This window comes from Dactylosporangium sp. McL0621 (assembly GCF_049995355.1).
In the GTDB taxonomy this organism is placed as follows: Bacteria; Actinomycetota; Actinomycetes; order Mycobacteriales; family Micromonosporaceae; genus Dactylosporangium.
Map to the genome: position 1 here is coordinate 5,930,872 of NZ_CP188259.1, position 26,394 is coordinate 5,957,265.

At 72.8% G+C, this 26,394-nt stretch carries 26 protein-coding genes; 19 read left to right on the plus strand and 7 right to left on the minus strand.

All coding sequences use genetic code 11. The features are described from left to right. Positions 1–12 precede the first annotated feature (12 nt). On the minus strand, positions 13–1,140 hold the full coding sequence (locus tag ACPPVO_RS28075; protein WP_426514142.1) for a sigma-70 family RNA polymerase sigma factor: 1,128 nt from the start codon (positions 1,138–1,140) through the stop codon (positions 13–15). Positions 1,141–1,247: 107 nt separating this feature from the next. Between ACPPVO_RS28075 and ACPPVO_RS28080 the strand changes: the two genes are divergently transcribed. The 9 genes from ACPPVO_RS28080 to ACPPVO_RS28120 all read left to right on the plus strand — a co-directional run bounded on the left by ACPPVO_RS28080 (position 1,248) and on the right by ACPPVO_RS28120 (position 13,042). Continuing rightward, positions 1,248–1,490 (plus strand): hypothetical protein, encoded by a 243-nt coding sequence (locus ACPPVO_RS28080; protein ID WP_426514143.1) that lies wholly within the window; start codon positions 1,248–1,250, stop codon positions 1,488–1,490. A 45-nt stretch (positions 1,491–1,535) separates the two neighbouring features. Next, a complete protein-coding gene (locus ACPPVO_RS28085; protein WP_426514144.1) occupies positions 1,536–2,369 on the plus strand; it encodes an SDR family oxidoreductase in 834 nt (277 codons plus the stop codon). 80 nt (positions 2,370–2,449) lie between these two features. Then, entirely contained in the window at positions 2,450–2,710 is a 261-nt protein-coding gene (locus ACPPVO_RS28090) for a DUF4235 domain-containing protein (protein WP_426514705.1), read from the plus strand. A 321-nt stretch (positions 2,711–3,031) separates the two neighbouring features. Beyond that, on the plus strand, positions 3,032–4,399 hold the full coding sequence (locus ACPPVO_RS28095) for an ABC transporter substrate-binding protein (RefSeq protein WP_426514145.1): 1,368 nt from the start codon (positions 3,032–3,034) through the stop codon (positions 4,397–4,399). After that, complete coding sequence (locus ACPPVO_RS28100; RefSeq protein ID WP_426514146.1) at positions 4,400–5,338, plus strand: carbohydrate ABC transporter permease; 939 nt, start codon at positions 4,400–4,402, stop codon at positions 5,336–5,338. 10 nt (positions 5,339–5,348) lie between these two features. Continuing rightward, entirely contained in the window at positions 5,349–6,230 is an 882-nt protein-coding gene (locus ACPPVO_RS28105) for a carbohydrate ABC transporter permease (protein WP_426514147.1), read from the plus strand. A gap of 50 nt (positions 6,231–6,280) precedes the next feature. Next, positions 6,281–8,572 carry a choice-of-anchor D domain-containing protein gene (locus ACPPVO_RS28110; RefSeq protein WP_426514148.1) on the plus strand — a complete coding sequence of 764 codons (2,292 nt, stop codon included), beginning with the start codon at positions 6,281–6,283 and terminating at the stop codon, positions 8,570–8,572. A gap of 19 nt (positions 8,573–8,591) precedes the next feature. Then, entirely contained in the window at positions 8,592–11,411 is a 2,820-nt protein-coding gene (locus ACPPVO_RS28115) for a carbohydrate-binding protein (protein WP_426514149.1), read from the plus strand. Between the two features lie 26 nt (positions 11,412–11,437). Further along, on the plus strand, positions 11,438–13,042 hold the full coding sequence (locus ACPPVO_RS28120) for a glycoside hydrolase family 13 protein (RefSeq protein ID WP_426514150.1): 1,605 nt from the start codon (positions 11,438–11,440) through the stop codon (positions 13,040–13,042). A 215-nt stretch (positions 13,043–13,257) separates the two neighbouring features. Here ACPPVO_RS28120 and ACPPVO_RS28125 read toward each other — a convergent pair whose 3' ends face one another. Beyond that, positions 13,258–13,671 (minus strand): YkvA family protein, encoded by a 414-nt coding sequence (locus tag ACPPVO_RS28125; RefSeq protein ID WP_426514151.1) that lies wholly within the window; start codon positions 13,669–13,671, stop codon positions 13,258–13,260. A 110-nt stretch (positions 13,672–13,781) separates the two neighbouring features. On the opposite strand from ACPPVO_RS28125, the gene ACPPVO_RS28130 reads away from it, so the two are divergent. Together ACPPVO_RS28130 and gap are read left to right on the plus strand one after the other, a co-directional pair. Further along, a complete protein-coding gene (locus ACPPVO_RS28130; protein ID WP_360370728.1) occupies positions 13,782–14,774 on the plus strand; it encodes a GlxA family transcriptional regulator in 993 nt (330 codons plus the stop codon). A 25-nt stretch (positions 14,775–14,799) separates the two neighbouring features. After that, entirely contained in the window at positions 14,800–15,810 is a 1,011-nt protein-coding gene (gene gap, locus ACPPVO_RS28135) for a type I glyceraldehyde-3-phosphate dehydrogenase (RefSeq protein ID WP_426514152.1), read from the plus strand. On the opposite strand, the gene ACPPVO_RS28140 is transcribed toward gap, so the two are convergent. Then, positions 15,807–16,802: a LacI family DNA-binding transcriptional regulator gene (locus ACPPVO_RS28140; protein WP_360370734.1), complete on the minus strand. Its 996-nt coding sequence runs from the start codon at positions 16,800–16,802 to the stop codon at positions 15,807–15,809. The two genes, gap and ACPPVO_RS28140, sit on opposite strands and share 4 nt — an antisense overlap. Before the next feature lie 208 nt (positions 16,803–17,010). Here ACPPVO_RS28140 and ACPPVO_RS28145 point away from each other — a divergent pair, with 208 nt between their 5' ends. Then, entirely contained in the window at positions 17,011–17,445 is a 435-nt protein-coding gene (locus ACPPVO_RS28145) for a MarR family winged helix-turn-helix transcriptional regulator (protein ID WP_426514153.1), read from the plus strand. Between the two features lie 10 nt (positions 17,446–17,455). Here the strand turns inward: ACPPVO_RS28145 and ACPPVO_RS28150 are convergent, their stop codons facing one another. Then, a complete protein-coding gene (locus ACPPVO_RS28150; RefSeq protein WP_426514154.1) occupies positions 17,456–18,271 on the minus strand; it encodes an MBL fold metallo-hydrolase in 816 nt (271 codons plus the stop codon). Positions 18,272–18,310: 39 nt separating this feature from the next. Beyond that, entirely contained in the window at positions 18,311–19,282 is a 972-nt protein-coding gene (locus ACPPVO_RS28155; RefSeq protein WP_426514155.1) for a helix-turn-helix transcriptional regulator, read from the minus strand. A gap of 50 nt (positions 19,283–19,332) precedes the next feature. Here ACPPVO_RS28155 and ACPPVO_RS28160 point away from each other — a divergent pair, with 50 nt between their 5' ends. From ACPPVO_RS28160 to ACPPVO_RS28175, 4 genes are all read left to right on the plus strand, one after another. Then, entirely contained in the window at positions 19,333–19,788 is a 456-nt protein-coding gene (locus ACPPVO_RS28160; RefSeq protein ID WP_426514156.1) for a hypothetical protein, read from the plus strand. Between the two features lie 136 nt (positions 19,789–19,924). Then, a complete protein-coding gene (locus ACPPVO_RS28165) occupies positions 19,925–20,359 on the plus strand; it encodes a DUF6582 domain-containing protein (protein ID WP_360370748.1) in 435 nt (144 codons plus the stop codon). Position 20,360: 1 nt separating this feature from the next. Then, the gene (locus ACPPVO_RS28170) at positions 20,361–21,665 is read left to right on the plus strand and encodes an NAD(P)/FAD-dependent oxidoreductase (RefSeq protein ID WP_426514157.1); all 1,305 of its coding nucleotides are present in this window, start codon (positions 20,361–20,363) and stop codon (positions 21,663–21,665) included. A gap of 36 nt (positions 21,666–21,701) precedes the next feature. Continuing rightward, positions 21,702–22,274, plus strand: a complete 573-nt coding sequence (locus tag ACPPVO_RS28175; protein WP_426514158.1) for a hypothetical protein — start codon at positions 21,702–21,704, stop codon at positions 22,272–22,274. Positions 22,275–22,428: 154 nt separating this feature from the next. Here the strand turns inward: ACPPVO_RS28175 and ACPPVO_RS28180 are convergent, their stop codons facing one another. Beyond that, on the minus strand, positions 22,429–23,796 hold the full coding sequence (locus tag ACPPVO_RS28180) for a serine/threonine-protein kinase (protein ID WP_426514159.1): 1,368 nt from the start codon (positions 23,794–23,796) through the stop codon (positions 22,429–22,431). 129 nt (positions 23,797–23,925) lie between these two features. Between ACPPVO_RS28180 and ACPPVO_RS28185 the strand changes: the two genes are divergently transcribed. From ACPPVO_RS28185 to ACPPVO_RS28195, 3 genes are all read left to right on the plus strand, one after another. Next, entirely contained in the window at positions 23,926–24,564 is a 639-nt protein-coding gene (locus tag ACPPVO_RS28185; protein ID WP_426514160.1) for a hypothetical protein, read from the plus strand. A 93-nt stretch (positions 24,565–24,657) separates the two neighbouring features. Continuing rightward, a complete protein-coding gene (locus ACPPVO_RS28190) occupies positions 24,658–25,704 on the plus strand; it encodes a lysylphosphatidylglycerol synthase transmembrane domain-containing protein (RefSeq protein WP_426514161.1) in 1,047 nt (348 codons plus the stop codon). Between the two features lie 97 nt (positions 25,705–25,801). Next, positions 25,802–25,981, plus strand: a complete 180-nt coding sequence (locus ACPPVO_RS28195) for a hypothetical protein (protein WP_426514162.1) — start codon at positions 25,802–25,804, stop codon at positions 25,979–25,981. Here the strand turns inward: ACPPVO_RS28195 and ACPPVO_RS28200 are convergent. Then, positions 25,950–26,264 (minus strand): NIPSNAP family protein, encoded by a 315-nt coding sequence (locus ACPPVO_RS28200; protein WP_426514163.1) that lies wholly within the window; start codon positions 26,262–26,264, stop codon positions 25,950–25,952. The genes ACPPVO_RS28195 and ACPPVO_RS28200 overlap by 32 nt on opposite strands. Positions 26,265–26,394: the final 130 nt, after the last annotated feature.

Below are 26,394 nucleotides of genomic sequence, written 5' to 3' on the forward strand. Positions count from 1 at the left end.
CGGAGACGGGGGTCAGGCCAGGCGGCGGCGCAGGAAGCCCAGCGCGTGGGCCTGCAGCCGGGAGACGTGCATCTGGGACATGCCCAGCCGCGCGGCGATCTCGGACTGGCTCAGGTTGCCGTAGAAGCGCAGCGCGATGATCCGCTGCTCGCGCTCCGGCAGCCCGGACATCGCCGCGGGCAGCGACGCGCGCAGCTCGGCCAGCTCGTAGCCGGGGTCCTCGCCGCCCACCATGTCGCCGAGCGTCGCCTCGTCGTGGTCGGCCGCGGCGGGCGCGTCGATCGACATCGGGCGCTGCAGCTGGCCGGCCGTGATCACCTCGCCGATCTCGTCCACGCCGGCCCCGAGGTGCGCGGCGAGGTCCTCGGGGCCGGGCGGGCGGCCCAGGCGCGAGCCGAGCTCCTCGCGCGCCCGGTTCATCTCCAGGCGCAGCTCCTGCAGGCGCCGGGGGACCCGCACGGCGCCGGTGCGGTCGCGGAAGTACCGCTTGATCTCGCCCGCCACCGTGGGGCTCGCGTAGGCGCCGAACTCGATGCCGCGGTCCGGGTCGAAGCCGTCGACCGCCTTGATCAGCCCGAGCGCCGCCACCTGGGTGAGGTCGCCCATCGGCTCGCCGGCCCCGGCATAGCGCCGGGCGATGTTGCGCGTCGCCGGCAGGCACAGGGCGATGACCTCGTCCCGGAGCCGGGCGCGGCGGGGGTCGGCGGGCTTCAGGGAGTACAACTCCTGGAGCAGTTCCGTCGCGCCGACGGGCCAGTGCCCGTGCCCGATGTGCAGGGCCCCGAGGTCGACCGGGACGCCGGCGCGGTCCCCGACCGGCCAGCCCGCCTCGCCGTAGGCGTCGAGCTCCTTGGCCACGCCCGCGATCTCCAGCGCCGTCAGCGCCGTGCCCCGCGCGTCCGTCAGCCGCAGGTCACCGCCCGCCTTCAGGGCGCGTTCCCGCAGGTAGAGCAGCACCTTGACGGAGGCCGCGTCGATCAGCCGGAGGTGCTGGGCGTCGATGGTGATCGCGTGCGAGCCCGCGTCGAACCGCTCGTAGACGACCTGGCGCAGGTAGGGCGCCGAGGCGTAGTCGAGCACGCCGGCCAGCTCGACCAGCGTCTCGTCGCGACGGCACGACAGCGTGACCGACAGCTCCATGGCCCACGTAGTTGCCGCACGACAAACACTTCAAACCCCCTTTGTGGGGAGGACCCGGGAACGGCGTAGTCGCAGGCGCGCATCGATGAACAGCGAAGGGACCCCCGATGACCGTTTTCGATCGCCGCCCGCCGCGCCGCGGGCCTCGCCGCCGGCTGCGGCGGCGTCGGCGGGTCGAAGTCCGAGCCGCCCTGTTCTACGTCGTGTACCTGTTCCAGCAGGCGTTCCAGTTCCTGCACATGGGCTACGCGTCAGCGCCTTCTATCTTCCTGCTGCGCCAGTTCTTCCTCGGCCTGCCCCGCGAGTTGTTCGAGGCGGCCCGGGTCGCCACCCAGGGCCGCCGGGGCTGAAGGGGTTTTCGTTTCGCGCCGCGGGCGGCGGGTAACGGTCGCGGCATGTCCGAACCTCAGCAGCAGCCACCGGGCACCCTCGGCGCGATGGCGAACAAGCCCGACCACGGCGAGGAGACCTACCGCGGCAGCGGCCGGCTCAACGGCAAGGCGGCCGTCATCACCGGCGGCGACAGCGGTATCGGCCGCGCGGTCGCGATCGCCTTCGCGCGCGAGGGCGCCGACGTGCTCATCTCCTATCTCGACGAGCACGACGACGCGCGCGACACGGCCAGGTACGTCGAGGCCGAGGGCCGCAAGGCCGTCCTGATCCCGGGCGACCTCGCCGACCGGGCGACGTGCGAGGCCGTGGTGGGCGCGGCCGTGCAGGAGTTCGGGCGCATCGACGTGCTGGTCAACAACGCGGCGTACCAGATGAGCCACGAGAGCGTCGAGGAGATCAGCGACGAGGAGTGGACGCGCACCTTCGACATCAACATCCACGCCATGTTCCGGCTGGTGAAGGCCGCGCTGCCGAACCTGGCGGAGGGGGCGGCCATCATCAACACGAGCTCGGTGAACTACGACATGCCGAAGCCGACGCTGCTGCCGTACGCCACCACGAAGGGGGCCATCGCGAACTTCACCGCGGGCCTGGCCCAGATGCTGGGCGGGCGCGGCATCCGCGTGAACGCGGTCGCGCCGGGGCCGATCTGGACCCCGCTCATCCCGTCGACGATGCCGCCGGAGCAGGTCGCGGAGTTCGGCAAGAACACCCCGCTCGGCCGGCCCGGCCAGCCCGCCGAGGTGGCGCCGGTCTACGTGCTGCTCGCCGCCGACGCGGGCAGCTACATCTCCGGCGCGGTCGTCCCGGTCACGGGGGGCAAGCCGATCCTCTGAGCGGCCGCCGCGTTTGGCCGGGTCACGGGCCGGGCAACCGGTCCCCAGGGACCCCGTTGGAGGCATCGATGAGTGGAAAGATGGCGAAGCTGGCCTACAAGCCGGTCGGGATTCTGCTCGGCGCCGCGGCCGGGGCCGCCGCCGGGCTGGTCTTCAAGCAGGTGTGGAAGGCCGCCGGGCACGACGACGACGCGCCCAACGCCACCGACGAGGAGCGCGGCTGGGGCGAGATCCTGCTCGCGGCGGCGCTGCAGGGCGCCATCTTCGCGGTCGTGAAGGCCGCGGTCGACCGGGCCGGTGCGGTCGGCGTGCGGCGCGCGACGGGCTACTGGCCCGGCTGAGCACGGTTGTCAGGAAACGGCGGCGAGGGCCAACCTCGCCGCCGTTTTTCGTTTGCAATCGCTTGCGATCATGGCCACAGAAATTGCGCAAGAAGGCGACGGCACTTGCCATCGGGAATGGGTGCGGCGGGGCCGGATAGAGCGCGAACTACCTGCACAAACGCTGGCCCGGGACAATGGAAAGCCGCATTGGCACCCCGCCTTGCTTGTCGAGTTTTTGCAACAAACTCTGGACTTCTAGCGCGGGCGGTCGTACTGTCTGCGACACCGAAACGAAACACAATCCTTCCCCGCATCCCGTCCGCCTGAAGGGATTGATCGATGTCGATAAAAGCACTCCGCGTGGCGCTCGTCGTCGCGCTCGGGGCCTCGCTCGCCGCGTGCGGTGACAGCAAGGACGAGGCCTCCGCCGGGGGTCCGACGACGATCGTCGTGGACTGCCCGCCCCAGAAGACCGACAACGGCGGCAAGTCGCTGCAGCTGTGGAACGACGACGTGGCCGCGTTCCAGAAGGCCCACCCCGGCGTCACCGTGAAGACCGTCTCCGTCGGCAGCCAGTGCAACAACCCGGCGGACTTCACCGCGCGGCTGCAGGGCGGCACGCAGGCCGACCTGTTCTACGGGTACATGACCGACCTGGACCAGGTCCTGGACGCCGACGCGGCCGAGGACATCACGAAGTACATCACCGCCGACACGGTGCCGAACTGGGACAAGCTGCTGCCGGCCATCAAGGACCCGTTCATCGAGAACGGGAAGGCCTACGGCCTCGGCTACGCCGGCTACGGCCTCGGCCTCGTCGTCAACAAGAAGCTGTTCCAGCAGGCCGGCCTCGACCCGAGCAAGCCGCCGGCGACCTGGCAGGAGGTCGCCGCGGCGGCCAAGAAGATCAGCGCGCTGGGCAACGGCATCGCGGGCTACCAGGAGTACAGCGCGGGCAACACCGGCGGCTGGCACTTCTCGGCGGCGCTGTACTCCCGCGGCGGCTCGGTCGTCAGCGCCGACGGCAAGAAGGCCGCGTTCAACACCGCCGAGGGCAAGGCGGTGCTGCAGAACCTCCACGACATGCGGTTCACCGACAACAGCGTCGGGGAGAAGCAGCTGCTGCAGTGGGCCGACCTGCTCACCAACGCCGGCGCCGGCAAGGTCGGCATGTACATCGGCGCCCCCGACACGATCAAGGCCATCGTCACCCAGTTCAAGGGCACGTACGAGGACTGGGCGATCGGCCCGATGCCCGGCGACGGCGGGCCGGCCAAGTCCACGCTCGGCGGCGGCTCCGGGTACTTCTTCAAGAAGGGCCTCACCCCGGCCCAGATCAAGGCCGGCCTGCAGTGGGTGACGTTCGAGAAGCTCACGCCCGGCCAGGGCGACTTCAACTACGTCGCCCAGAAGGGCATGGGCGTGCCCGTCGGCCTGCCCGAGCCGCTCATCTGGACGCCCGGCAGCGACGTGCAGAAGCAGGACGACGAGCTCAAGAAGGCCAACAGCAACCTGAACCTGGCCGACTACGCGCCGTACGCGAACAGCCCGGTGAAAATCAAGGCCGAGCCGGGCCGGGCGCAGGCGATCTACGCCGTGCTCGACGCCGCCATGTCGGCCGTGCTCACCCAGCCCGGCGCCGACATCAACGGCCTGCTGGCCACGGCCGAGCAGAAGGTCAACACGATCCTGTCCCAGGAGGCCTGAGTGGACGGCGCGGTCCGGCTCGAAGGCGCGGTGCGACCGGCCCGCGCCATCCCGAAGGCCCAGGGGCTCTGGCAACGGCGCCTCGTGCACAACCTGACCGGGCACGGCTTCCTCGCCGGGGCGGTGGTGTGCTTCGCGTTCTTCTCGTGGTACCCGATGGTCCGCGAGTTCGTGATGAGCTTCCAGCGCACCCGGCGCGGGGTCACCACCTGGGTCGGCACGGACAACTACGTGCGCCTCTGGCACGATCCCAGCTTCGCCGCGGCGTGGCGCAACACCGCGATGTTCACCGTGCTGGCCCTGATCGTGGGGTACGCGCTGCCGTTCTTCATCGCCGTGCTGCTCAACGAGCTGCGCCACGCCCGCGGCTACCTGCGGGCCCTGGTGTACCTCCCGGTGATGCTCCCGCCCGCCTCGGCCCTGCTGCTGTTCCGCTACGCCTACGACCCGGGCGCCGGCGGCATCTTCAACTACCTGCTGCAGGCCGTGCACCTGCCGACCTCGCAGTGGGTGCAGTCGACCACGATGACCCAGCCGTCGCTGGTCATCGCCTCCACGTGGATGAACGTCGGCAGCTCGATCCTGGTGTACCTCGCGGCGCTGCAGAGCATCCCCGGGGAGCTGTACGAGGCGGCCGAGCTCGACGGGGCCGGCGTGCTGCGGCGGCTGTGGCACGTCACCGTGCCGCAGACCCGGCTCATCCTGTCGCTGATGTTCCTGCTGCAGGTCGTGGCGACCATGCAGGTGTTCATCGAGCCGCTGATCCTGGCCGGCGGGGCCGGCGTCGAGGACTCGGCGACCTCGGTGGTCTACCTGATGTACCAGCACGCGTTCAAGCAGAACGACCTCAACGGCGCCGCCGCCCTCGGCGTCATGCTGATGGTCGTCCTGGCCGGCTTCTCGGTCGCCTACGCGCGGCTGAGCCCGAAGCAGGATTGAGGGGTACCCCATGGACACCGCCGCCCGCACCCTGATCTCCCCGGCCCGGCTGCGGCGCCCGGCCGCGCGCCGTGCCTACTGGGCGATCGTCGTGCTCGTCGTGGTGCTCTTCACCGTCGTGTTCACCGGCCCGCTGTACTGGATGGTGACCGGCGCGCTGAAGTCCGGCCCGGAGGTGGCCCAGGTCCCGCCGACGCTGTTCCCGCAGGACCCGCGGCCCGGCAACTACGCCGAGGCCTGGACCGCCCTGAGCCTCGGCCGGCTGCTGCTCAACACGGTCTGGTACGCGTTCGGCGCGCTCGCCTTCCAGCTGGTCTTCGACGTCGCCGCCGCCTACGCGTTCTCCAAGCTGCGCCCGGTGTTCGGCAACGGCCTGCTGGGGCTCATGCTGGCCACGCTCATGATCCCCTCGACGGTGCTGGTGATCCCGCAGTACGTCACCGTCATCGACCTGCCGCTGGTGCACTGGAACATGGTCGACTCGCCGTGGGCGATCTGGCTGCCCGCGGTCACCAACGCCTTCAACATCTTCCTGCTCAAGCGGTTCTTCGACTCGATTCCGCAGGACCTCATGGCCGCGGCCGCCATCGACGGCGCCGGCCCGCTGCGCACGCTGTGGTCGATCGTGCTGCCGATCTCCCGGCCGATCCTCGGCGTCGTGTCCATCTTCTCGGTCACGGCCATCTGGAAGGACTTCCTGTGGCCGCTGCTGGTGGAGCCCTCGGCCGACCACCGGACCGTCAACGTCGGCATCTACGCCTTCTCGCAAGGGCTCACCCAGAACGTCGTCATCGCCGGCGCCGTCATCGCCGCCGTCCCGACCGTCGTGTTCTTCCTCGTCTTCCAGAAGAACATCATGTCCGGCCTCACCACCGGCAGCCTGAAGGGCTGAAGTCTCCCATGTCACGTCGCTTGGTTGCGGCGGCGATCTTCGCTGCCGTCATGCTGTACCCCGTCCCGGCCTCCGCCGCGGTCAGCCCGCCGGGCGCCGAGGTTCCGTTCACCACCTACGAGGCCGAGACCGCGGCCACCAACGGCGCTCGCGTCGGCCCCTCGGTCGCCTTCACCCGGCTCGCCGCCGAGGCCTCGGGCCGCCGCGCGGTCGGCCTGCGCGCCGGGCAGTGGGTCGAGTTCACGCTCAAGGCCCGCGCCGACGCGGTGAACGTGCGCTACTCGGTCCCCGACGGCAGCGCCGACTCGAAGCTGCGCGTGTCGACCGGGGCCGAGCTGGGCCTGACCGCCCGCTACTCGCACGTGTACGGCAACTACCCGTTCACGAACGACCCGGCCGACGACGGCGAGCACCACTACTTCGACGACGTCCACGCCCGGCTCGGCCGCACCCTGCCCGCCGGCTCTCGCGTCCGGTTCACCGCCACCGCGCCGGTCGTCGTCGACCTCGCCGACTTCGAGCTCGCCGGCCCGGCCGCCGCGGCCCCGGCCGGCTTCCTCAGCGCCGCCGACTTCGGCGCCGACCCGAGCGGCGCCGCCGACGCCGGCCCCGCGATCCAGGCCGCCCTCGACGCCGGCTCGCAGCAGGGCCGGGGCGTGTGGATCCCGGCCGGCTCCTACCGCGTCCAGCAGCACCTGACCGTGAACAACGTGACCGTCCGCGGGGCCGGGCCGTGGCACACCGTGCTGCGCGGCGCCGGCGCCGGGATCTTCGGCACCGGTACCGCGGCCGTGCACCTGGCCGGCTTCGCGATCGCCGGGGACACCACGGTCCGCGACGACTCCACCTCGGACAGCGGGCTCGGCGGCACGATAGGCGGCGGGTCCACGGTCGACGACGTCTGGATCGAGCACACCAAGGTCGGCATGTGGTTCGACGGCCCCAGCGACGGGCTCACCGTCAGCCACGCCCGCATCCAGGACACCATGGCCGACGGCGTGAACCTGCACAACGGCGTCGCGCACACCGTCATCCGCGACACGTTCGTGCGCAACACCGGCGACGACGGGCTCGCCATGTGGTCCGACGCCAACGCCGACCACGACAACGCGTTCGTGCACGACACCGTGATCGCGCCCCTGCTGGCCAACGGGTTCGCGATCTACGGCGGCCGGGACAATGCGGTCACCGACAGCGTCGCCGCCGACACCGTGACCCAGGGCGGCGGCATCCACGTCGGCAACCGCTTCGGCGCCGTGCCGCTCGCCGGCACCACCACCATCGCCCGCAACGTGCTGCTGCGCACCGGGAACCTGGTGCCGAACCCGCCGGAGGAGGTCGCGGCGCTGTGGTTCTACGCCGCGGACGCCCCGATGACCGGCGCGATCGACGTGCACGACGTGTCCATCGTGGACAGCCCGTTCGCCGCCGTGCAGTTCTTCGGGCAGCGCATCGACAACGTGCGCCTCGACCGGGTCGCGATCGTGCGGCCCGGCACGTTCGCCCTGCAGCTTCAGGCGCCCGGCTCGGCCCGCCTGTCGTGGGTCGTCGCGGCCGCCGGGTCCTACGACTGCGGGAGCGGCTTCGTCCTCGACCGCGGCCCCGGGAACCTCGGCTGGACCGCTACCCGCTGCGGCTTCCCGCCCGCCGGGGCACTGCGGCTGAGCGCCGACCGCCTCGACTTCGGCAACCAGGCCCTGCACACCGCCGGGTCGAAGACGTTCACCATCACCAACCCCGGCCCGGACCCGATCGCCGTCCGCGCGCTGCGGGCTCCGGCCGGGTACACCGCGGCCGGCCCCTGCCGGACCATTCCCGTCGGCGGCTCGTGCACGGTGACCGTCACCTTCGACCCCGGCCGCGCCGGCGTCTACGCGGACCGGCTGACCATCGACAGCACCTCGCCGGCCGGGCCCTACGTGGTCGCCGTCCGCGGTGTCGGCTTCGACCCCGACGGCAATCTCGCGCTCGGCCAGCAGATCACGTCGAGCTCGCAGGCGCTGTCCTGGCTCGCCCCGGCCAACCTGGTCGACGGCGACCCCGGCACCTACTTCGAGTCGGCCAACAACGCCTTCCCGCAGACCGTCACGCTCGACCTCGGCGACTCCCGCACCGTCGACCGGCTCGTGCTCAAGCTGCCCGCGAACTGGGGCGCGCGCACGGAGACGATCGCCGTCGACGGCGTGGTGCCGGCCGCCGGCTACACGCTCGACCCCGCCACCGGCAACGCGGTCACCATCACCTTCCCGCTCACCACGCTGCGCACCATCACGCTGACCTTCACCGGCAACACCGGCTGGCCGGCCGCGCAGCTGTCCGAGCTCGAGGTCTACGCGCACTAACCGAAGGGAGGACACCCCCATGCAACGACGACTGATCGCCGTGGCGGCCGCCACCGCCACCGTCATCGTGGGCGCCGCCATCGCCCTCGTCGCCCGCCCCGCCGACGCGGCCACCGCCACCTACCAGGCCGAGTCCGCGGCCCTGGCCGGCGGCGCGGCGGTCGCCACCGACCACAGTGGATACACCGGAACCGGGTTCGTCGGCGGGTACACCGACGGCAACAAGGGCAACGCCGCCACCACGTTCACCGTCGCCGCCGGCAACCAGCTCGCGCTGCGGTACGCCAACGGCACGGGCTCCGCCAAGACCCTGTCGCTGTACGTCGGCGGCGTGAAGCTGCGCCAGATCACCCTCGCCGCCACCGCGAACTGGGACACCTGGGCGACGGCCACCGAGCCCGTTTCGCTCACCGGGGCGAGCAACACGGTGGCGTACCGCTTCGACAGCACCGACTCCGGCAACGTCAACCTCGACAGCGTCACGGTGTCGAGCGCGGCCTCGAGCGGGCTGGAGGCCGAGTCCGCGGCCCTGTCCGGCGGGGCCGCCGTCGCCACCGACCACAGTGGATACACCGGAACCGGGTTCGTCGGCGGGTACACCGACGCCAACAAGGGCAACGCGGCGACCACGTTCACGGTGCCGGCGACGTCGTCGCTGACGCTGCGGTACGCCAACGGCACCGGCGCGGCGATGACCCTGTCGCTGTACGTCAACGGGGCCAGGCTGCGCCAGATCTCCCTGCCGGCGACCGCGAACTGGGACACGTGGGCGACGGCGACCGAGTCCGTGTCGCTGACGGCCGCGAGCAACACCGTGGCGTACCGGTTCGACTCCACCGACTCCGGCAACGTGAACCTCGACAATCTGACCGTCGGCGAGGCGCCCGCCCCGCCGACGCCCGGCGCCTTCGAGGCCGAGACCGCCTTCTTCTCCGGCGGCCCGAGCGTCGCGGGCGGGTACCTCACCGGCTTCACGACCGTCGGCGCCCGGGTCATCGTGTCCGTGAACGCTCCCGGTGCGGGCTCGCGCACGGTCTCGCTGCACTACCGCAACACGACCGGGGCGGCGCGGACGCTCTCGCAGTACATCAACGGCATCAAGGCCGCCCAGGTGAGCCTGCCGGCCGGGTCGGGCGCGCTCACCGCCACCCAGACGGTGACGCTGCGGGCCGGGCTCAACCTGATCGGCTGGCAGGTCGACAGCGGCGACACCGGCGGGGTCGACATCGACTCGGTCGGCGTCACCGGCGGCGTGGCCCTCGCCGCGCGCGGGGCGACGCTGCCCTACACCGAGTACCGCGCCGCCGACGCCACCACCAACGGCACGAAGCTCGCCGCCGGCCGCACCTACCTCACGATGGCGAGCGAGGCCACCGGCCGCCAGGCCGTCCAGCTCACCGGCACCGGCCAGTACGTGCAGTTCACGCTGACGAAGCCGGCCAACGCCCTCACCGTCCGGTACTCCATCCCGGACGGCGGCGACGTGCCGATCTCGCTGTACGCGAACGGCACGCACGTCAAGGACATCACGCTCACCGCCCGGTACTCGTGGGTGTACGGCGCCTACCCCTACACGAACGACCCGGCGCAGGGCTCCGCGCACCACTTCTTCGACGAGGTCCGCGCCACCATCGGCGACTGGCCCGCCGGCACCGTGCTGAAGCTGCAGAAGGACGCGACCGACACGGCGAGCTCGTACACGATCGACGTCGTCGACGCCGAGCAGGCCGCGGCCGCCTACACCATGCCGGCGAACTTTGTGCCGATCGGCAACTACGGGGCCACCTCCGGCGACGGTACCGACGACACAAATGCCTTCAACAGCGCGGTCTCGGCGGCCCGGTCGGCCGGCAAGGGCGTGTGGATCCCGGCCGGCACCTTCGACATCACGAGCCGGATCAACCTCGCGGGCGTCGCCGTGCGGGGCGCCGGGCAGTGGTACACCACCGTGAAGGGCCGCAACGGCAAGGGCGGGCTCTTCGCCACCGGGTCCGGGGTCACCGTCGCCGACCTGACCATAGCCGGCGACGTCACGTACCGCGACGACGCGAACTTCGACACCGGCATCGAGGGCAACTTCGGCACCGGCTCGCTGCTGTTCGACGTGCGCATCGAGCACACCAAGGTCGGCATGTGGATCGACTCCGGCACCAACGGGCTCTACGCCGCCGGGATCCGCATCGCCGGCACGTTCGCCGACGGCGTCAACCTGCACGCGAACGTGCAGAACACCCGGGTCGACCAGTCGGCCGTGCGCAACACCGGCGACGACGCCCTGGCCATGTTCTCGGAGGGCACGGCCGTGACGAACTCGTCGTTCACGTTCGACACGGTGCAGACGCCGCTGCTGGCCAACGCAGTCGGCGTCTACGGCGGCAACGGCAACGTCGTCGCCGACAACCTCCTGTCGGACACCGTGACCGGCTCGGCCGGGATCGCCGTCAGCAGCCGCTTCGGCATCCCGTTCAGCGGCCCGACCACCGTCACCCGCAACACCCTCACCCGCACCGGCGGCTACGAGCCGAACTGGGCGACGAACCTCGGCGCGCTGTGGATCTTCGCCGACCAGTCCGACATCACCACCCCGGTGATCGTCTCGAACAACACCATCGCCGACAGCACCTACCAGGCGGTGCTGCTCAGCTACGGCCACCGCATCGGCAACCTGCTGCTGGACCACGTCACCATCGCCGGCGCCGGCACCTGGGGCATCGACGTCTACAACGTCACCGGCGCCATGACCGCCAACTACGTGACCGTCACCGGAGCCGCATCGGGCGGGCTCAACAACCCGGGCGGTTACCCGATCACCCGCGGCCCGGGCAACTCGGGCTGGTAAATCACAACTCTGGGGAGTGCACTTCCATGGCTGGCAACGGCTGGTGGCGGACCGCCGCCATCTACCAGATCTACCTGCGCAGCTTCGCCGACGGGGACGGAGACGGCGTCGGCGACCTCGCCGGCCTCCGGTCGCGGCTGCCGTACCTGCGGGACCTGGGCGTCGACGCGCTCTGGCTGACGCCGTGGAACGTCTCCCCGATGGCCGACGGCGGCTACGACGTCGCCGACTACCGCGACATCGACCCGCTCTTCGGCACCCTCGCCGACGCCGAGCGGTTCCTGGCCGAGGCGCACGAGCAGGGCCTGCGGGTGCTCGTCGACCTCGTGCCGAACCACTGCTCGGACGCGCATCCGTGGTTCCGGGCGGCGCTGGCCGCGCCGCCCGGCGACCCGGCCCGGGAGCGCTTCTGGTTCCGCCCCGGCCGCGGCCCGTCGGGGGAGCGGCCGCCGAACGACTGGCGCTCGTACTTCGGCGGCCCGGCCTGGACCCGGGTCGCCGACGGCGAGTGGTACCTGCACATGTTCGCCCCGCAGCAGCCGGAGCTCAACTGGGAGCACGCCGGCGTGCGGGCCGAGTTCGAGGACGTGCTGCGGTTCTGGTTCGACCGCGGCGTGGACGGCTTCCGCATCGACGTCGCCCACGGCCTCATGAAGACCCCGGGCCTGCCCGACGTGGGCGCCGCCCCGGACCCGGCCGACCTTCCCTACCAGGACCACGAGGGCGTCCACGAGATCTACCGCGCGTGGCGGAGCATCGCCGACTCGTACGAGGACCCGCGGGTCTTCGTGGGGGAGGTCTGGCTGCCGACGACGGCGCAGTTCGTGCGGTACCTGCGCCCGGACGAGCTGCACTCGGCGTTCAACTTCGAGTTCCTGTGCTGCGCCTGGGAGCCCAACGCGATCCGCAAGACGATCGACGACACCCTCGACACCCACCGCCTCGTCGGCGCCCCGCCCACCTGGGTCCTGTCCAACCACGACACCATCCGCCACGTGACCCGCTACGGCCGCGAGGACACGACGTTCGACCTGGGCAACCGCCGCCACGGCGCGTTCACCGACCCGGCCCTGGGCCACCGCCGGGCCCGGGCCGCGGCCCTGCTGACCCTGTCCCTGCCCGGCGGCGTGTACGTCTATCAGGGCGACGAGCTGGGCCTGGCCGAGGTGGAGGACATCCCCCTGGACCGCATCCAGGACCCGACGTGGGAACGCTCGGAGCACACCGACCGCGGCCGCGACGGCTGCCGCGTGCCGCTGCCCTGGTCGGGCACCGAGCCCCCGTTCGGCTTCTCCCCGCCGGGCTCCGCGCAGCCGTGGCTCCCGCAGCCGCCGGCCTGGTCGACCCGGACGGTCGAGTCCCAGGAGCCCGACGCGTCCTCGATGCTGCGGCTGTACCGCGAGGCGCTGGCCATCCGCGGCGAGCGCCTGGTCACCCTGCCGGAGTCCATCACGTGGCTCACGAGCGACGACGGCGTCCTGTCCTTCCGCCGCGGCGAAAACTTCGCGTGCGTCGCGAACTTCACCACGACCCCGGCGCGCCTGCCGGCCCACACGGAGCTCCTGCTGACGAGCGAGCCGCTCGCGGGCGGGCTGCTCCCGGCGGACGGGTGCGCCTGGCTCGCCCTCTGAACGTCAACGGCGCCGGCGGCCCAGGTCGCCGGCGCCGCGGTGTCTCCACGTCCGGCACGAGTCAGGCCGCCCGGCACTCGTCGGTGGTCCATCGGCAGCAGGCGTCGAATCGGAACGGTTCCGCGGTGGCATTGCGCCAGACGCGCTCGCAGTCACCGCACGACACAGCGCGCCGCGCCGATTCCCGCGTTCGACTCAGACGAGTTGCGGCGCGGTCAGGCGGGGTTGCGCAGGCCCGTCAGGCGGCACATGGCGGCGAAGCCGTCGTCGGTGCCCGGCCAGTGCGCGCGGACGGCGTCGAGGCCCGCCCGGCGGACGGTGGAGCGCAGCACGGCGGTCACGATGATGGCGTCGTCGGCGTAACCGAGGACCGGGATGAAGTCCGGGATCAGGTCGATCGGGACGGCCAGGTACACCAGCAGCAGCCACAGGCGCACGCGCACGCCGCGGGGCAGGGTGCGGTCGCCCGCGAGGCGGCGCAGCAGCCGCAGGAGGTCGGGCAGGAGCCGTACCGCCTCGCGCAGCTCGAGCTTGCCCGGCTTGACGACGAGGAGCGCGGCGACGAGCGCGAGCCACACGACGAGCAGCGCGACCGCCACGCTGATCAGGGTTTGCAGCCACCACGACATGACCGGGTCTCCCGTCCGTTCCCACGACGGTACAGGGCTGGCGAGAAACTTGCGGTCCGTGGCTTTCCCGCCACTTCCGGAGCGGCCCCGGTACGTGTGACGCTGCACCGGTGAGAGGGATCCACCGCGTCGTGGTGCTCGTGCTCGACGGGGCCAAGCCGCTCGATGTCGGCATTCCGGCGCAGGTGTTCACCAACCGGCCGGGCATGCCGTACGAGGTGCATGTCTGTGGCGCCGCGCCCGGGCTCGTCGCCGGCGGGGACGGGCTCGCGTACCACGTGGCCGAGGGGCTCGACGCGTTCGACGCCGCCGACACGATCTTCATTCCGGGGTACCGCCATCCCGATCGCGAGGAGCCGCCGGGCGAAGTGGTGGCCGCCCTGCGCGCGGCCCACGCGCGCGGGGTCCGGCTCGCCGCGATCTCGACCGGGGCGTTCGCGCTGGCCGCGACCGGGCTGCTCGACGGGCAGCGGGCCACGACGCACTGGCACTACACCCGGGAGCTGGCCCGCCGCCATCCCGCGATCCTCGTCGACGAGGACGTGCTCTTCGTGGACGAGGGGGAGGTGCTCACGTCGGCCGGGGCCGCCAGCGGGATCGACCTCTGCCTGCACCTGGTGCGCCGCGACCACGGGGTGGCGCTCGCCAACGTCGTGGCCCGGCGGCTCGTCGCGGCGCCGTACCGCAGCGGGGGCCAGGTGCAGTACATCCCGCGCAGCGTGCCCGAGGCGGTCGGCGAGCACTTCGCGGCCACCCGCCAGTGGGCCCTCGAACGCCTCGGCGAGCCGCTCGCGCTGGAGGACCTGGCCCGCAACGCGAACGTGTCGGCGCGGACGCTCTCGCGGCGGTTCGTGGAGGAGACCGGGTACACCCCGACGCAGTGGATCCTGCGCGCCCGCGTCGACCGGGCGCGGGAGCTGCTCGAGCGCAGCGGGCTCGGCGTCGAGCAGGTCGCGGCGCAGGTCGGGCTCGGCACCGGGTCGAACCTGCGGCTGCACTTCCAGCGGATCCTGGGCACGTCGCCGAGCGAGTACCGCAAGACGTTCGCCCGCCCGAATGGCGCGATGCTTGCGGAGACTGGCGAGCCGTCCGCTGTCGCCTGATCGGGCGAACGGCGACGATTGTCCCATGTCTGGACGAATTGCCATTAATGGGTTCGGTCGCATCGGGCGGAGCGTGCTGCGTGCGATCGTCGAGCGGGGCAGCGAGCTCGAGGTCGTCGCCGTCAACGACCTCGCCGCGCCGGCGGCCCTCGCGCAGCTGCTGAAGTACGACACCACTCTCGGGCGGCTCGGGCGTCCCGTCGCGGCCGAGGGGGACGAGCTGGTCGTCGACGGCCGGCGCATCCGGGCGCTCGCCGAGCGCGAGCCGGGCAAGCTGCCCTGGGCCGAGCTCGGGGTCGACATCGTGCTCGAGTCCACCGGCCGGTTCACCGCCGCCGACGCGGCCCGCGCGCACCTGGACGCCGGCGCCGAGCGGGTCCTCGTGGGGGCGCCGTCGGCCGGGGCGGACGTGACCCTCGCGTACGGCGTGAACACCGAGACGTACGACCCGTACCGCCACACGATCGTCTCGAACGCCTCCTGCACCACCAACGCGCTCGCCCCGCTGGCCGCCGTGCTCGACGGGCTGGCCGGGATCGAGCACGGGTTCATGACCACCGTGCACGCGTACACCCAGGAACAGAACCTGCAGGACGGCCCGCACCGCGACCCGCGCCGGGCCCGGGCCGCCGGGGTCAACATCGTGCCGACCACGACGGGTGCCGCGAAGGCGATCGGCCTCGTCCTGCCGGGCCTGGCCGGGCGGCTCTCCGGCGACTCGATCCGGGTGCCGGTGCCGGTCGGCTCGCTGGTCGAGCTCAACGCGACCGTCGAGCTCGAGGTGACGCGCGACGCGGTGCTCGACGCCTACCGGGAGGCGGCCGAGGGACCGCTGAAGGGCATCCTGTCGTACTGTTCCGAGCCGATCGTCAGCAGCGACATCGTCGGCGATCCGGCGTCGTGCATCTTCGACTCGGCGCTGACCAGGGTCGACGGGCGGCATGTGAAGGTCGTCGGCTGGTACGACAACGAGTGGGGCTTCGCCAACCGGGTCGTCGACACGCTGACCCTGATGAGCGCAAAAAAGATCGCCTAGATCGCAAGCGGTTGCGGGGCGGCGGCGGTGGACGACCGGACGATCAGCTCGGGCTCGAACAGCTCCTCGTCGAGGGGCACGGGCCGGCGCTCGATCTGCGCGACCAGGGAGTTCACCGCCGCCACGCCGATCGCGCCGATCGGCTGGCGGACGGTGGTCAGCGGCGGGTCCATCATCGGCATGTACACCGAGTCGTCGAACCCGACCACGGACAGCTGCCCGGGCACCTTCAGCCCCTGCTTGCGGGCGCCGCGGATGGCGCCGAGCGCGAGGGTGTCGCTGGCGCAGACCACGGCGGTGGCGCCGGCCTCGAGCAGCGGGGCGACCGCGGTCTGGCCGCCGGCGATCGAGAACATCGTGTGCGAGACGAGGCCGCCGTCCCCGGCCAGCCGGCGGAACTCGGCGAGCTTGCGTTCCGACGGCACGTGGCCGCGCGGCCCGACGATCAGCCCGATCCGCTGGTGGCCCAGGTCGCGCAGGTGGGTCACGGCGAGGTCGACCGCGACCGCGTCGTCGACGGCGACCCGCGGTACCCCGAGGTTCTCGTCGGCCTCGTTGATGAGCACGATCGGCAGCCGGCGGGCCCGCAGCGCCTTGGTCTGCTCGAGCCCGGCGTCGACGTAGCTGGCCCCGACGAAGATGATGCCGGCGACCTTGCGGGCCAGCAGCATCTCGATGTAGTGCGCCTCGGACACGCCGTCGGCGGTGCGGGTACACAGCACGGGGATCAGCTTCTGGCGGACCAGGGCCCCGGCCATCGCCTCGGCGTAGGCCGGGAAGATCGGGTTGTGCAGGTCGGGCAGCACCATGCCGACCAGGCTGCCCAGCTCCCGCCGGTGCCGGGTCGGGCGCTGGTAGCCCAGCACGTCGAGCGCGGTGAGCACCGCGTTGCGCGTGTCCGCCCCGATGCCGGGCACGTCGCGCAGCACGCGGCTGACCGTCGCCTCGCTGTACCCCGCGTACTTCGCCACCTCGGAGAGCCTCGTCGCCACGGGCTCAGCGTACCTGGTCCAGCAAGAACCGTCGCTGGCGGCGCAAGAACTTGCGCGTACTGCGCGAGTACCGCCGGGATCAGCCCGGGCGGGCGCGGGCACATCCAGGCCGTCGGGGCGTCTACGAGACCGGCGAGACGGCCGGCTCCGAGCGCGCCGTGCGGGAGCTTCTCGACCCGGCCTGACCTCGGCGTGTTCCAATGTGGGGATGATGGCGTCGCGAACCGGCCTCGACCCCGCGCGTTTGACGGTGGCCGTCGAGCGCGTCTTCAGCGTGCTGCGGCAGGGCAACCCGCCCAACGACATCAGCCTGACCGCCGCCTCCACCATCTGGCGGCTGCAGCAGGAGGGCCCGCGCAAGCTGACCGACCTCGCCGCCGCCGAGGGCGTGAGCCAGCCCGCCATGACCCAGCTCGTCCAGCGCCTCGAGCGGGAGGGCCTGGTCGTGCGGGCCGCCGAGCCGACCGACCGCCGGGTCGTGCTGATCGAGGTCACGCCGGCCGGCGTCGCCCTGCTCGAGAACCGCCGCGCGGTGCGGGCCGGGCACCTGGCGGCCCTGATGAGCGACATGAGCGCGGACGACGAGGCGCTGATCGCCGCCGCGCTGCCGGCGCTGGAGCGCCTGGCCCGCGACCGTCGCTGAGGTCTTCTGATCAGCTGATGTGGGCCAGCGCCTCGGCCGGGGCCAGGCTCACCGTCTCGCCCCGCAGGATCGGGGTCACCGTGGCCGCCATGTGCGCCGTGACGGTCGGCTGCAGGAAGTTCGACAGCGGGTCGCGGAACACGCCGTAGTCGTCGTAGTGGATCGGGATCACGCGGTCGGGCTGGATCAGGTTCGCCAGCGCCACGCCGTCGCGGGCGTCCATGGTGACCAGCGCGCCCAGGATGCGGGTGCCGCCCAGGTGCAGCAGCGCCGTGTCCACGCCGGGGAAGCGGCGGGGGATGTCGCGCAGGACGCGCCGGTTGAAGCGGGTGTCGCCGCTGATGTACAGCCGCAACCGCCGTACCCCGCCGACCTCCCAGTCCAGGATGGTGCCGATGGTCGGCGGCAGCGCCAGGTGCAGGCCCGTCGGCCCGTGGCGGGCCGGGACCGCGGTGATGCGCAGCGTCTCATCGCCGCGGTGCAGCACCACGTCGGTCCACGGGCTCAGCCCGACGGCGTCGTCGAAGTGCCACCGGCGCAGTTGCCGCGCGGCCGCGACCGTGGTCAGCACCGGCACGTCGCGGGGGAGCCGCCGCCGGGCGACACGGTCGAAGTGGTCGCCGTGCAGGTGCGACAGCACGATCCCGTCCAGCGGGGGCAGGTCGCCGGGGCCGAGCGCGGGCTCGGTCAGCCGGCGGCTCCACAGCCCGTGCCCGAGATAGGCGCGCTGCCCCCGATGCAGGAAGTTGGGGTCGGTGAGCAGCGTGAACGAGCCGAGCCGGAGCAGGACGGTCGCGGTGCCGATGAACGTCGCGGAAGTCTCCATGACCTGCCCAGTACCCCCTCGACCGCGCCGAAACGGGCCTCAGCGGTACAGCTCGGCCATCGCGGCGATGGTCCCGGCCATGTGCTCGACGAGCTCCGGCGGGCCCACGACCCGTGCCTCGGGCCCCAGCCGCAGCAGGCCGGCGGCGGCGTGGGCGAGGCTTTCCAGCGGTACCGTCGCCTCGCGCCAGCCGTCCGGGCCCGGCGCGCCCAGGGTCGCGCGGGCCTGACGGGTGGCGCGGGGGCCGAGGACCTCGGGCAGGGCCGCGAGGCCGGCGGGGGAGAGGCGCACCACGGCCGCGTCGGCGGCATCGGCGCGCTCGTAGCGCTCGACGTGCGAGCGCCAGAACTCGGCGAGTTCGAAGCCGTCGGGGCGGGTGAACGTGTCCGGCAGCGCGCGCAGGGAACGGATGGAGGCGACACGGTACGTCTGCGGCTTCTTACTGATCGCGACCAGATACCAGACACCCGCCTTGAGTACCAGGCCGAGCGGGCGCAGGCGGCGGGTCACCTCGGCCGGCTCGGGGCTCCAGCGGCGGTACCGGATCTCGATGCGCCGGTCCTGCCACAGCGCCTCCGCGACCGCCGTGAGGTGCGGGACGGCGTCGGGCTCGCGGTACCACCCGGGCGCGTCGAGATGGAAGCGCTGGCGGATGCGCAGGGAGGCGTCGCGGTACGGCGTGGGCAGCGCCGCCATGAGCTTGAGCTCGGCCGCGGCGACCTGTGCGCCCAGGCCGAGCTCGGCCGCCGGCCCGCGCAGGCCCGTCAGGAACAGCGACTCGGCCTCGTCGGCGGTCAGACCCGTGAGGCGGGTGCGGTACCCGTCCATGAGCGCGTACCCGCCGTCGGGCCCGTGCTCGGCGTAGATCGGCACGCCGGCCGCGGCCAGGGCGTCGACGTCGCGGTACACGGTCCGGGGCGTGACCCCGAGCTCGGCGGCGAGCCGGGTGGCGCTCATCCGGCCGCGGTTCTGCAGCAGCAACAACAGGGAGACGAGCCGGCTCGCGCGCACGCCGCAGAGTCTGACAGAAGATGTCAGGGGTACGCGGCGAGGATGACGTCATGAACGACTTCGACTTCCTCTTCGGCTCCTGGCACGTCACCAACCGCCGCCTGGGCACCCTGTTCGCCGGCGCCGACGACTGGCACGAGTTCCCGGGCGTTGCGACGTGCCGCCCGGCCCTGGACCACGGCGGCAACATCGACGAGATCGCGTTCCCGACGCTGGGCAGCAGCGGCCTGACGCTGCGATTGTTCGACGTGGAGCGCAAGACGTGGTCGATCTACTGGGCGAGCAGCCGCACGGGCACCCTGTTCCCGCCGGTTGTCGGCACCTTCAACGACGGCCGGGGCGACTTCTACGGCGACGACACCCACGAGGGCCGGCCGATCCGGGCGCACTTCATCTGGTCCCACATCACGCCGGACTCGGCCCGGTGGGAGCAGGAGTTCTCGGCCGACGGCGGGGCGACCTGGGAGTCGAACTGGGTGATGGAGCTCAGCCGGCAGAACGCCTGACGATATCGGCAACGGGGTATTCGGCCCCGCCATGAGACCTCAGCAGCCACGCCGTGCACCGTGTGCGCATGCAATGCACGGGCCGTGCACGGTGGTGCGGCCGAATAGTCGGGCGCAACGCGGGTAAGCGATACGCATGGCTGCAAACAGGAAGCGTTCCGGCCAGCTCGACGCCGGTGAGCGGAACTCGATGTCCGACAGCACGTTCGCGTTCCCGCGGCTGCGCAAGGAGCCGCTCAACGACGCCTCTCACGTGCGCAATGCGATCGCGCGGTTCGACCAGGTGCGCGACGCCAGTGACGAGGAGCGCGCCGAGGCGTTCAAGCGCATCAAGCGGGCCGCGAAGCGTCATGGCGTGGAGATGACCGAGACGAGCTGGCAGGAGCTCGGCAAGCCGACCCGGACCATGAAGTCCTCCAACAAGCCGCGCACCGCGACCAAGTCGGTGCGCAACCAGCCGCGGGCCGAGCGCTCGCGCGACGAGCTCTACGCCGAGGCCCAGCGCCGCGACATCAAGGGGCGCTCGGCGATGAACAAGGCGGAGCTGGCCCAGGCGCTCGGGGGCCGCTGACGTGGCGCGCCCCCGCATCGTCGTCGTCGGGGCGGGGTTCGCCGGGTACCACGCGGCCCGGACGCTGCTGCGCCGGGCCGGTGACGCGGCCGAGGTCGTGGTGGTCAACCCGACCGACTACTTCCTGTACCTGCCGTTGTTGCCCGAGGTGGCCGGCGGTGCCCTCGACCCGCGGGACGTGAGCGTACCGCTGCAGGACACCCTGCCCGGCGTGCGGCTGGTGCTCGGCCAGGCCGACGGCATCGACCCGCATGCGCGCACGATCCACTACACCGGCCCGGAGGGCGACGGGGGCACGCTCGGGTACCACCGGCTGATCCTCGCCACCGGCAGCGTCACGAAGCTGCTGCCCATCCCGGGCGTCGCCGACCACGCGCACGGCTTCCGCGGCATCCCCGAGGCGCTGTACCTGCGCGACCACCTCATCCGCCAGATCGAGCTCGCCGACGCCGCCGAGGACCAGGCCGAGCGGCGGGCGCGGATGACGTTCGTGGTCGTCGGCGCCGGGTACACCGGTGTCGAGGTCGCCGCCCAGGGGCAGCTGCTCACCGCCGACATCGCGGGGCGGCACCCGCGGCTGCGCGACACGCCGCCGTGCTGGCTGCTGCTGGACACCGCCCCGCAGGTACTGCCCGGCATGGACGTGGGCATGGCGTCCGCCGCCGAGCGGGTGCTGCGCCGCCGCGGCATCGAGGTGCGGCTCGGCACCTCGGTCCGGGAGGCGACGGCCGAGGGCGTGACGCTCACCGACGGGCGCGACGTGTGCTCGCGCACGCTCGTCTGGTGCGTGGGCGTGCGGCCCGACCCGCTCGTCGAGGACGCCGGGCTGCCCACCGAGCACGGCCGCGTCTGCGTCGACGCGTACCTGCGGGTGCTGGGCTTCCCCGACGTGTACGCGTGCGGCGACGGTGCCGCGGTCCCGGACCTGTACAACCCGGGCCGTTACACGCCGACGACCGCCCAGCACGCCGTTCGCCAGGGCAAGGTCGTGGCGGACAACATCGCCGCTTCCTACGGGATCGGGCGGCTGCGGCGGTACCGCCACCGCGACCTCGGTTTCGTCGTCGACCTCGGCGGCTGGCAGGCCGTGGCCAACCCATTGCACATCCCGCTGTCCGGACCGATCGCGCGTGCGGTGACCCGCGGCTACCACCTGTCCGCGTTGCCCGCGAACCGGCTGCGCACGGCGGCCGACTGGCTGTTCACCGCGGCGTCGTCGCGCCCGGGCATCCAGCTCGGGCTCGTGCCCGGATCGGCGGTACCGCTGGACACGGGCGCGCCCGAGCTTGCCCACCATCCCGGGTGAGGCCGGGCCCACCCGGGCCGGATTAGCGTCGACGGTATGTCAACGACCGCCACCACTCTCGCCGTCATCGTGCTGGTGCTCATCGTCGTCGCCGCGGTGGTCGCGGGCGTGAGCCGGCACCGCCGCACCCAGGAGCTGCGGAGCCGGTTCGGCCCCGAGTACGACCGCGCGGTCGCGGACCAGCCGTCGCGCCGCGCCGCCGAGCGCAACCTGCAACACCGGGAGCAGCGCCACGACAACCTGGAGCTGCACGATCTCGACCCGGGACAGCGGCAGCTGTACTCCGAGCAGTGGCAGCGCACCCAGGCCCACTTCGCCGAGGAACCGCAGGCCGCGACCCGGGAGGCCGACGAGCTCGTCACCAGGGTGATGTCGGACCGCGGGTACCCGGTGGACGACTTCAACACCAAGGTGGAGGACCTGAGCGTCGAGCACGCCGAGACCATCGGCCACTACCGCGAGGCGCACGAGATCAGCGAGTACAACGAGCGCGGCCTCGCCTCGACCGAGCAGCTGCGCCAGGCCCTCATGCACTACCGCGCGCTCTTCGCCGACCTGCTGGGCGACGCGGGCCGCGGCGGCGGCCGCCCGGCCACCGGCCACGGCTGAGCCGGCGCGACGGCCGCCGGTCGGGTCGTACGGCCGCCGGCCACGGCTGAGCCGGTGTCACGGCCGCCGGTCGGGTCGTTCGGCCGTCGGCCACGGCTGAGCCGGCGTCACGGCCGCCGGTCGGGTCATTCGGCCGCCGGCCGTTGCGCCAGGACTAGTCGACCTCGACCGCGGGTGTACCGCCCGCGCACGTCACCGTCATCGTGACGACGTCGTTGCCGTGGCGGAACCGCACGCTCGCCGCGGCGGCCGGCCCCGGATGCTCCTCGTCGAGCCTGTACGGCTTGGTCGGCGTCGACGCCGTGATCATCGCCAGGCCGTCGCGGCACTCGGCCGTCACCGAGCCGCCCGCCGAGGTGAAGGTGCCCGGCGGCGCGCCGGTGGTCGCCGCGGGCGTCGGCGGCGGGGTCCCGGTCGCGGTCGCGCCGTCGGTCGGGCCCGGCACCACCCCGCCCGGCGGCGGCGTCCCGCCCACGGTCGTCCCGCCCGCCGGCGTGGTGGCCGTGGTGGCCGTGGTGGCCGGGGCGCCGGCGGCCGAGCTGGTCGCGGCCCCGGCGGACGGCGGCGGCACGACGAGGGAGGCGACCGGGTCGGCGAAGCGGGGCTGGGCCTCCGCGGGCGTCGCACGGTTCGCGGCCGAGGCCAGAATCCAAGCCAGAACGACGGCGGCGGTACCGCCCGCAGCCGCCGCCAGCACCAGCCTCGCCGTGTGGCGCAGGCCCGAACGCGGGGGCGCGGCCGGAGCGCGCAGGACCGCGGCGACCTCCTCGGCGCCGGGCCGCGACTCCGGGTGCCTGGCCAGGCAGCGGCGGCAGAGCCCGGCGACGGCGGGCGGCACGCCGGGCAGCGCGGGCAGCGGCGCCGCCACCCGGTGCCGGTGGGCGTCGAACAACCCGGCCCCGTCCGCGTCGGGCCAGGGCAGAGCGCCGGTGAGCAGCTTGTACAGCATCACGCCGAGCGAGTACACGTCGGAGGCCGCGGTGACCGGCCCGGCCGCGAGACGCTCCGGCGCCAGGTACTGCGGGGTGCCGAACACGGGACGCCCGCTCGCGTCGGTGTCGGTGAGCGCGGCCGGCCCGGCGACGGCCGCGATGCCGAAGTCGACGAGCTTGGCGCCCGAGGGGGACAGGATCACGTTCGCCGGCTTCACGTCGCGGTGCACGAGCCCGTCGGCGTGCGCGGCGGCCAGCCCGGCGGCGACCTCGGCGCAGATCCGCAGCGCCTCCTCGGCCGCCAGCGGCCCTTCCGCCGCCCGCTCGGCCAGGGTCGGGCCGGGCACCAGCTCCATCACGATGTACGGCACAGGCCCGCCGTCCCCGGCCGCCTCGGCCTCCGCTCCGGCCTCGGCCTCACCGAAGTCGTACACCTGGGCGATGTTCGGATGCGACAGCGTGGCCGCGGCCCGGGCCTCTTCCCGGATGCGCCGCCGGGAGCGCTCGTCGGCGGCGTACCGCCCGGAGAGCAGCTTCACCGCGACGGCCCGCCCGAGCACGGCATCATGGCCGAGCCAGACGACCGACATCCCCCCGATGCCGAGGATGTCGTCTAATCGGTACCGCCCACCCAGCACCCGGCGCTCGCCGTCCACCGGGATTACGGTACACATCGATATCGGATCTTCGCGATCCGCTCCGGTTCCTATATTGCGATCGTGAAGTCACTGTGGGTGTTCGCGAGCATGCTGACCGCTATAACCGCGGCCGCCATAGGCAATCCGTCGCTCAGTGCCCCACCGTCGACGAAGCCAACACCGACCGTGACCCTAACGCCGGCGGCGACCGCAACCGCCACGCCGACCGCGAGTGCGAGCGGCGGGGCATACCTGACGGCATTCTTCGCACTCCCGGCCACGGTCCCGATCGGCGAGCCCACCGGCCTCGCCATCGCCGTGATCAACCCGTCGCCGCGGTCCGTGTCGTTCGCGTTCACCGCGACCCTGCCCCCGCACCTGGCCGTCGCGCCCGTCGGCGCGCCCCCGCAGAACACCTGCGGCGGCACGGTCACCGCATCGCCCGACGGCACCACCGTCACGAGCGAGGGCCGCGCCGCCCCCGCGGCCGGCTGCGGCGGCTGCGGCGTGGTCCTCCCGGTGATCGCCGACCGGGCCGGCACGTACACCGCGACCGACATCGTCGCCGGCCCGGTCACCGGCGTCCCGGCCCGGATTGCCGGCATCACCGGCATCACCACCTGTGGCCCCCGGTGCGCGGCGCTCAGCCCGACCCTGATCGTCACCGCCGATCACGCTGCGTCACCGGCGCCGAATTACCGGCATTACGATTACCGGTAATTCAATAATCGGTAATCCGTGGTGGGACGGCCTGAGATCCTGCCCACGCCGCGGGGACGCGAAGGTGCGGGTGGGGTTGGGGATAATCGGACCGTGTCCGCGCCCACCACGCCCCAGCTTGCGCCCCCGGCCCCGCCGCGGCGCCGTCGGCCGTGGGTACGGCTCGCGGTCCTGGGCGTCATCGCGCTCGTGCTCGCCGCGATCGGGCTGCGCGGGCGGCTCCCCGCGCCGGGGGACGTCCTGGACGCGCTGGGCGGCGCGAAGTACACCTGGATCGCTCTTGCCGTCGTGCTGCAGGTGGCCTCCATCGAGTCGTTCGCGCTCCAGCAGCGCCGGCTGCTCAACAGCCTCGGCGCCCGCCTGACCCGCGGCCAGGTGATGGCGATCACGCTCGCGGGCACGGCGCTGTCCATCTCCATGCCCGCCGGGCCGGCCGTGTCGACCGCGTTCACGATCCGGGAGTACCAGCGCGGCGGCGCGACCCGCGAGGCCTCCGCCGCGTCCGCGATCGTGTCCGGCCTGGCCTCCATCGGCGGCCTCGCGCTGCTGTACGCGGGTCTGGCCCTGGCCGTGCTCGCCCGCCACCCCGACGGCCTGCTGAGCTGGCAGCCGCTCCTGGTCGTCGTGGCCATGGCCGCGCTCACCACGGCGCTGGTCGTGGCCGGCCGCCGCTTCGCCCGCCGCCCGCCGCCCGAGCCGGGGTTGGGCCCGGTCGCCGGCAACCGCGTGACCCGCGCGCTGCAGTCGCTGCTGCGCGCGGCCGGCGACGCGTGGCGGGCCGGGGCCGGGCTGCGGGCCCCCGACTGGGTGTTCGCGCTGGTGTACGCCACCGTGAAGTGGCTCGCCGACCTCTTCTGCCTGATCGCGGTGGCCGAGGCGCTGCACCTGCCGGTCGGCGTGGCCACGATGGCGACCGTGTACCTGACCGTGCAGATCGTCCGCCAGGTCCCGCTGACCCCGGGCGGCGTCGGCGTGGTCGAGACCGCCCTCGTCGCCGGCCTGACGACCGCGGGTGCCACCGCCGCCGGCGCCACCGCGGCCGTCCTCGTGTACCGGGTGCTCTCCTGCTGGGCCCTCATCCCGATCGGGGGCATCGCGGCCGTGATCCTGCGCCGGCAGCGCGAGAAAGCCGCAGGGTAGAGGCCTCACGGCCGCGCCCCGGCCGGGACGTCCCCGCGGCGCAGCACCACCGCCGCCACCAGCACGGCCGCCCCGAGCAGCCCGCACGGACGGCTTCGTGGGCCGCCTGAGTGACCCGGCCCTGTGGATGGTCGAGACCATCGTCGCCGGCGCGGCCGAGGCCGGCGGCACCCCGGACGCGCTGGGCCGGCCTGGCCGCGCGCGACGTCTACCCGGAGGGCTGCGCGCGTTCGTCGCCGGGCTCCTCAGCGCGCCGGCGGCAGCAGGGGGCGCATGAAGGTGCGCTCGTAGCGCAGGACGCAACCGCTCTCGTCGCGGATCCGATCGGCCGCCACGAAGTCGGGATGCACCCCGAAGAGGGTTCGGTACTGCTCGTACGCGGCCAGGCTCGGGAAGCTGAACAGCGCCAGGGCCTTGTCGCTGGCGCCCTCGGACGGCAGGAAGTAGCCGTGGTGCGTCCCGCCGTGCCGGTCGACCAGCTCCATCCACGACCCGGCGAAGGCCTCGAACGCCTCGATCTTCGCCGGGTCGATGACGTACTCGACGACGCAGGTGATCATCACCCGAGCCTAGGCCCTGTCCTGCCGATCATGCCGGCCTGCGCCGGGCCGCGCACCCCGCGAAGGCCGGGTCACAACACCGGTAGCCAGGCCTCCGCGGGGCACACGCAGGCGAAATCTGGACCTCGTC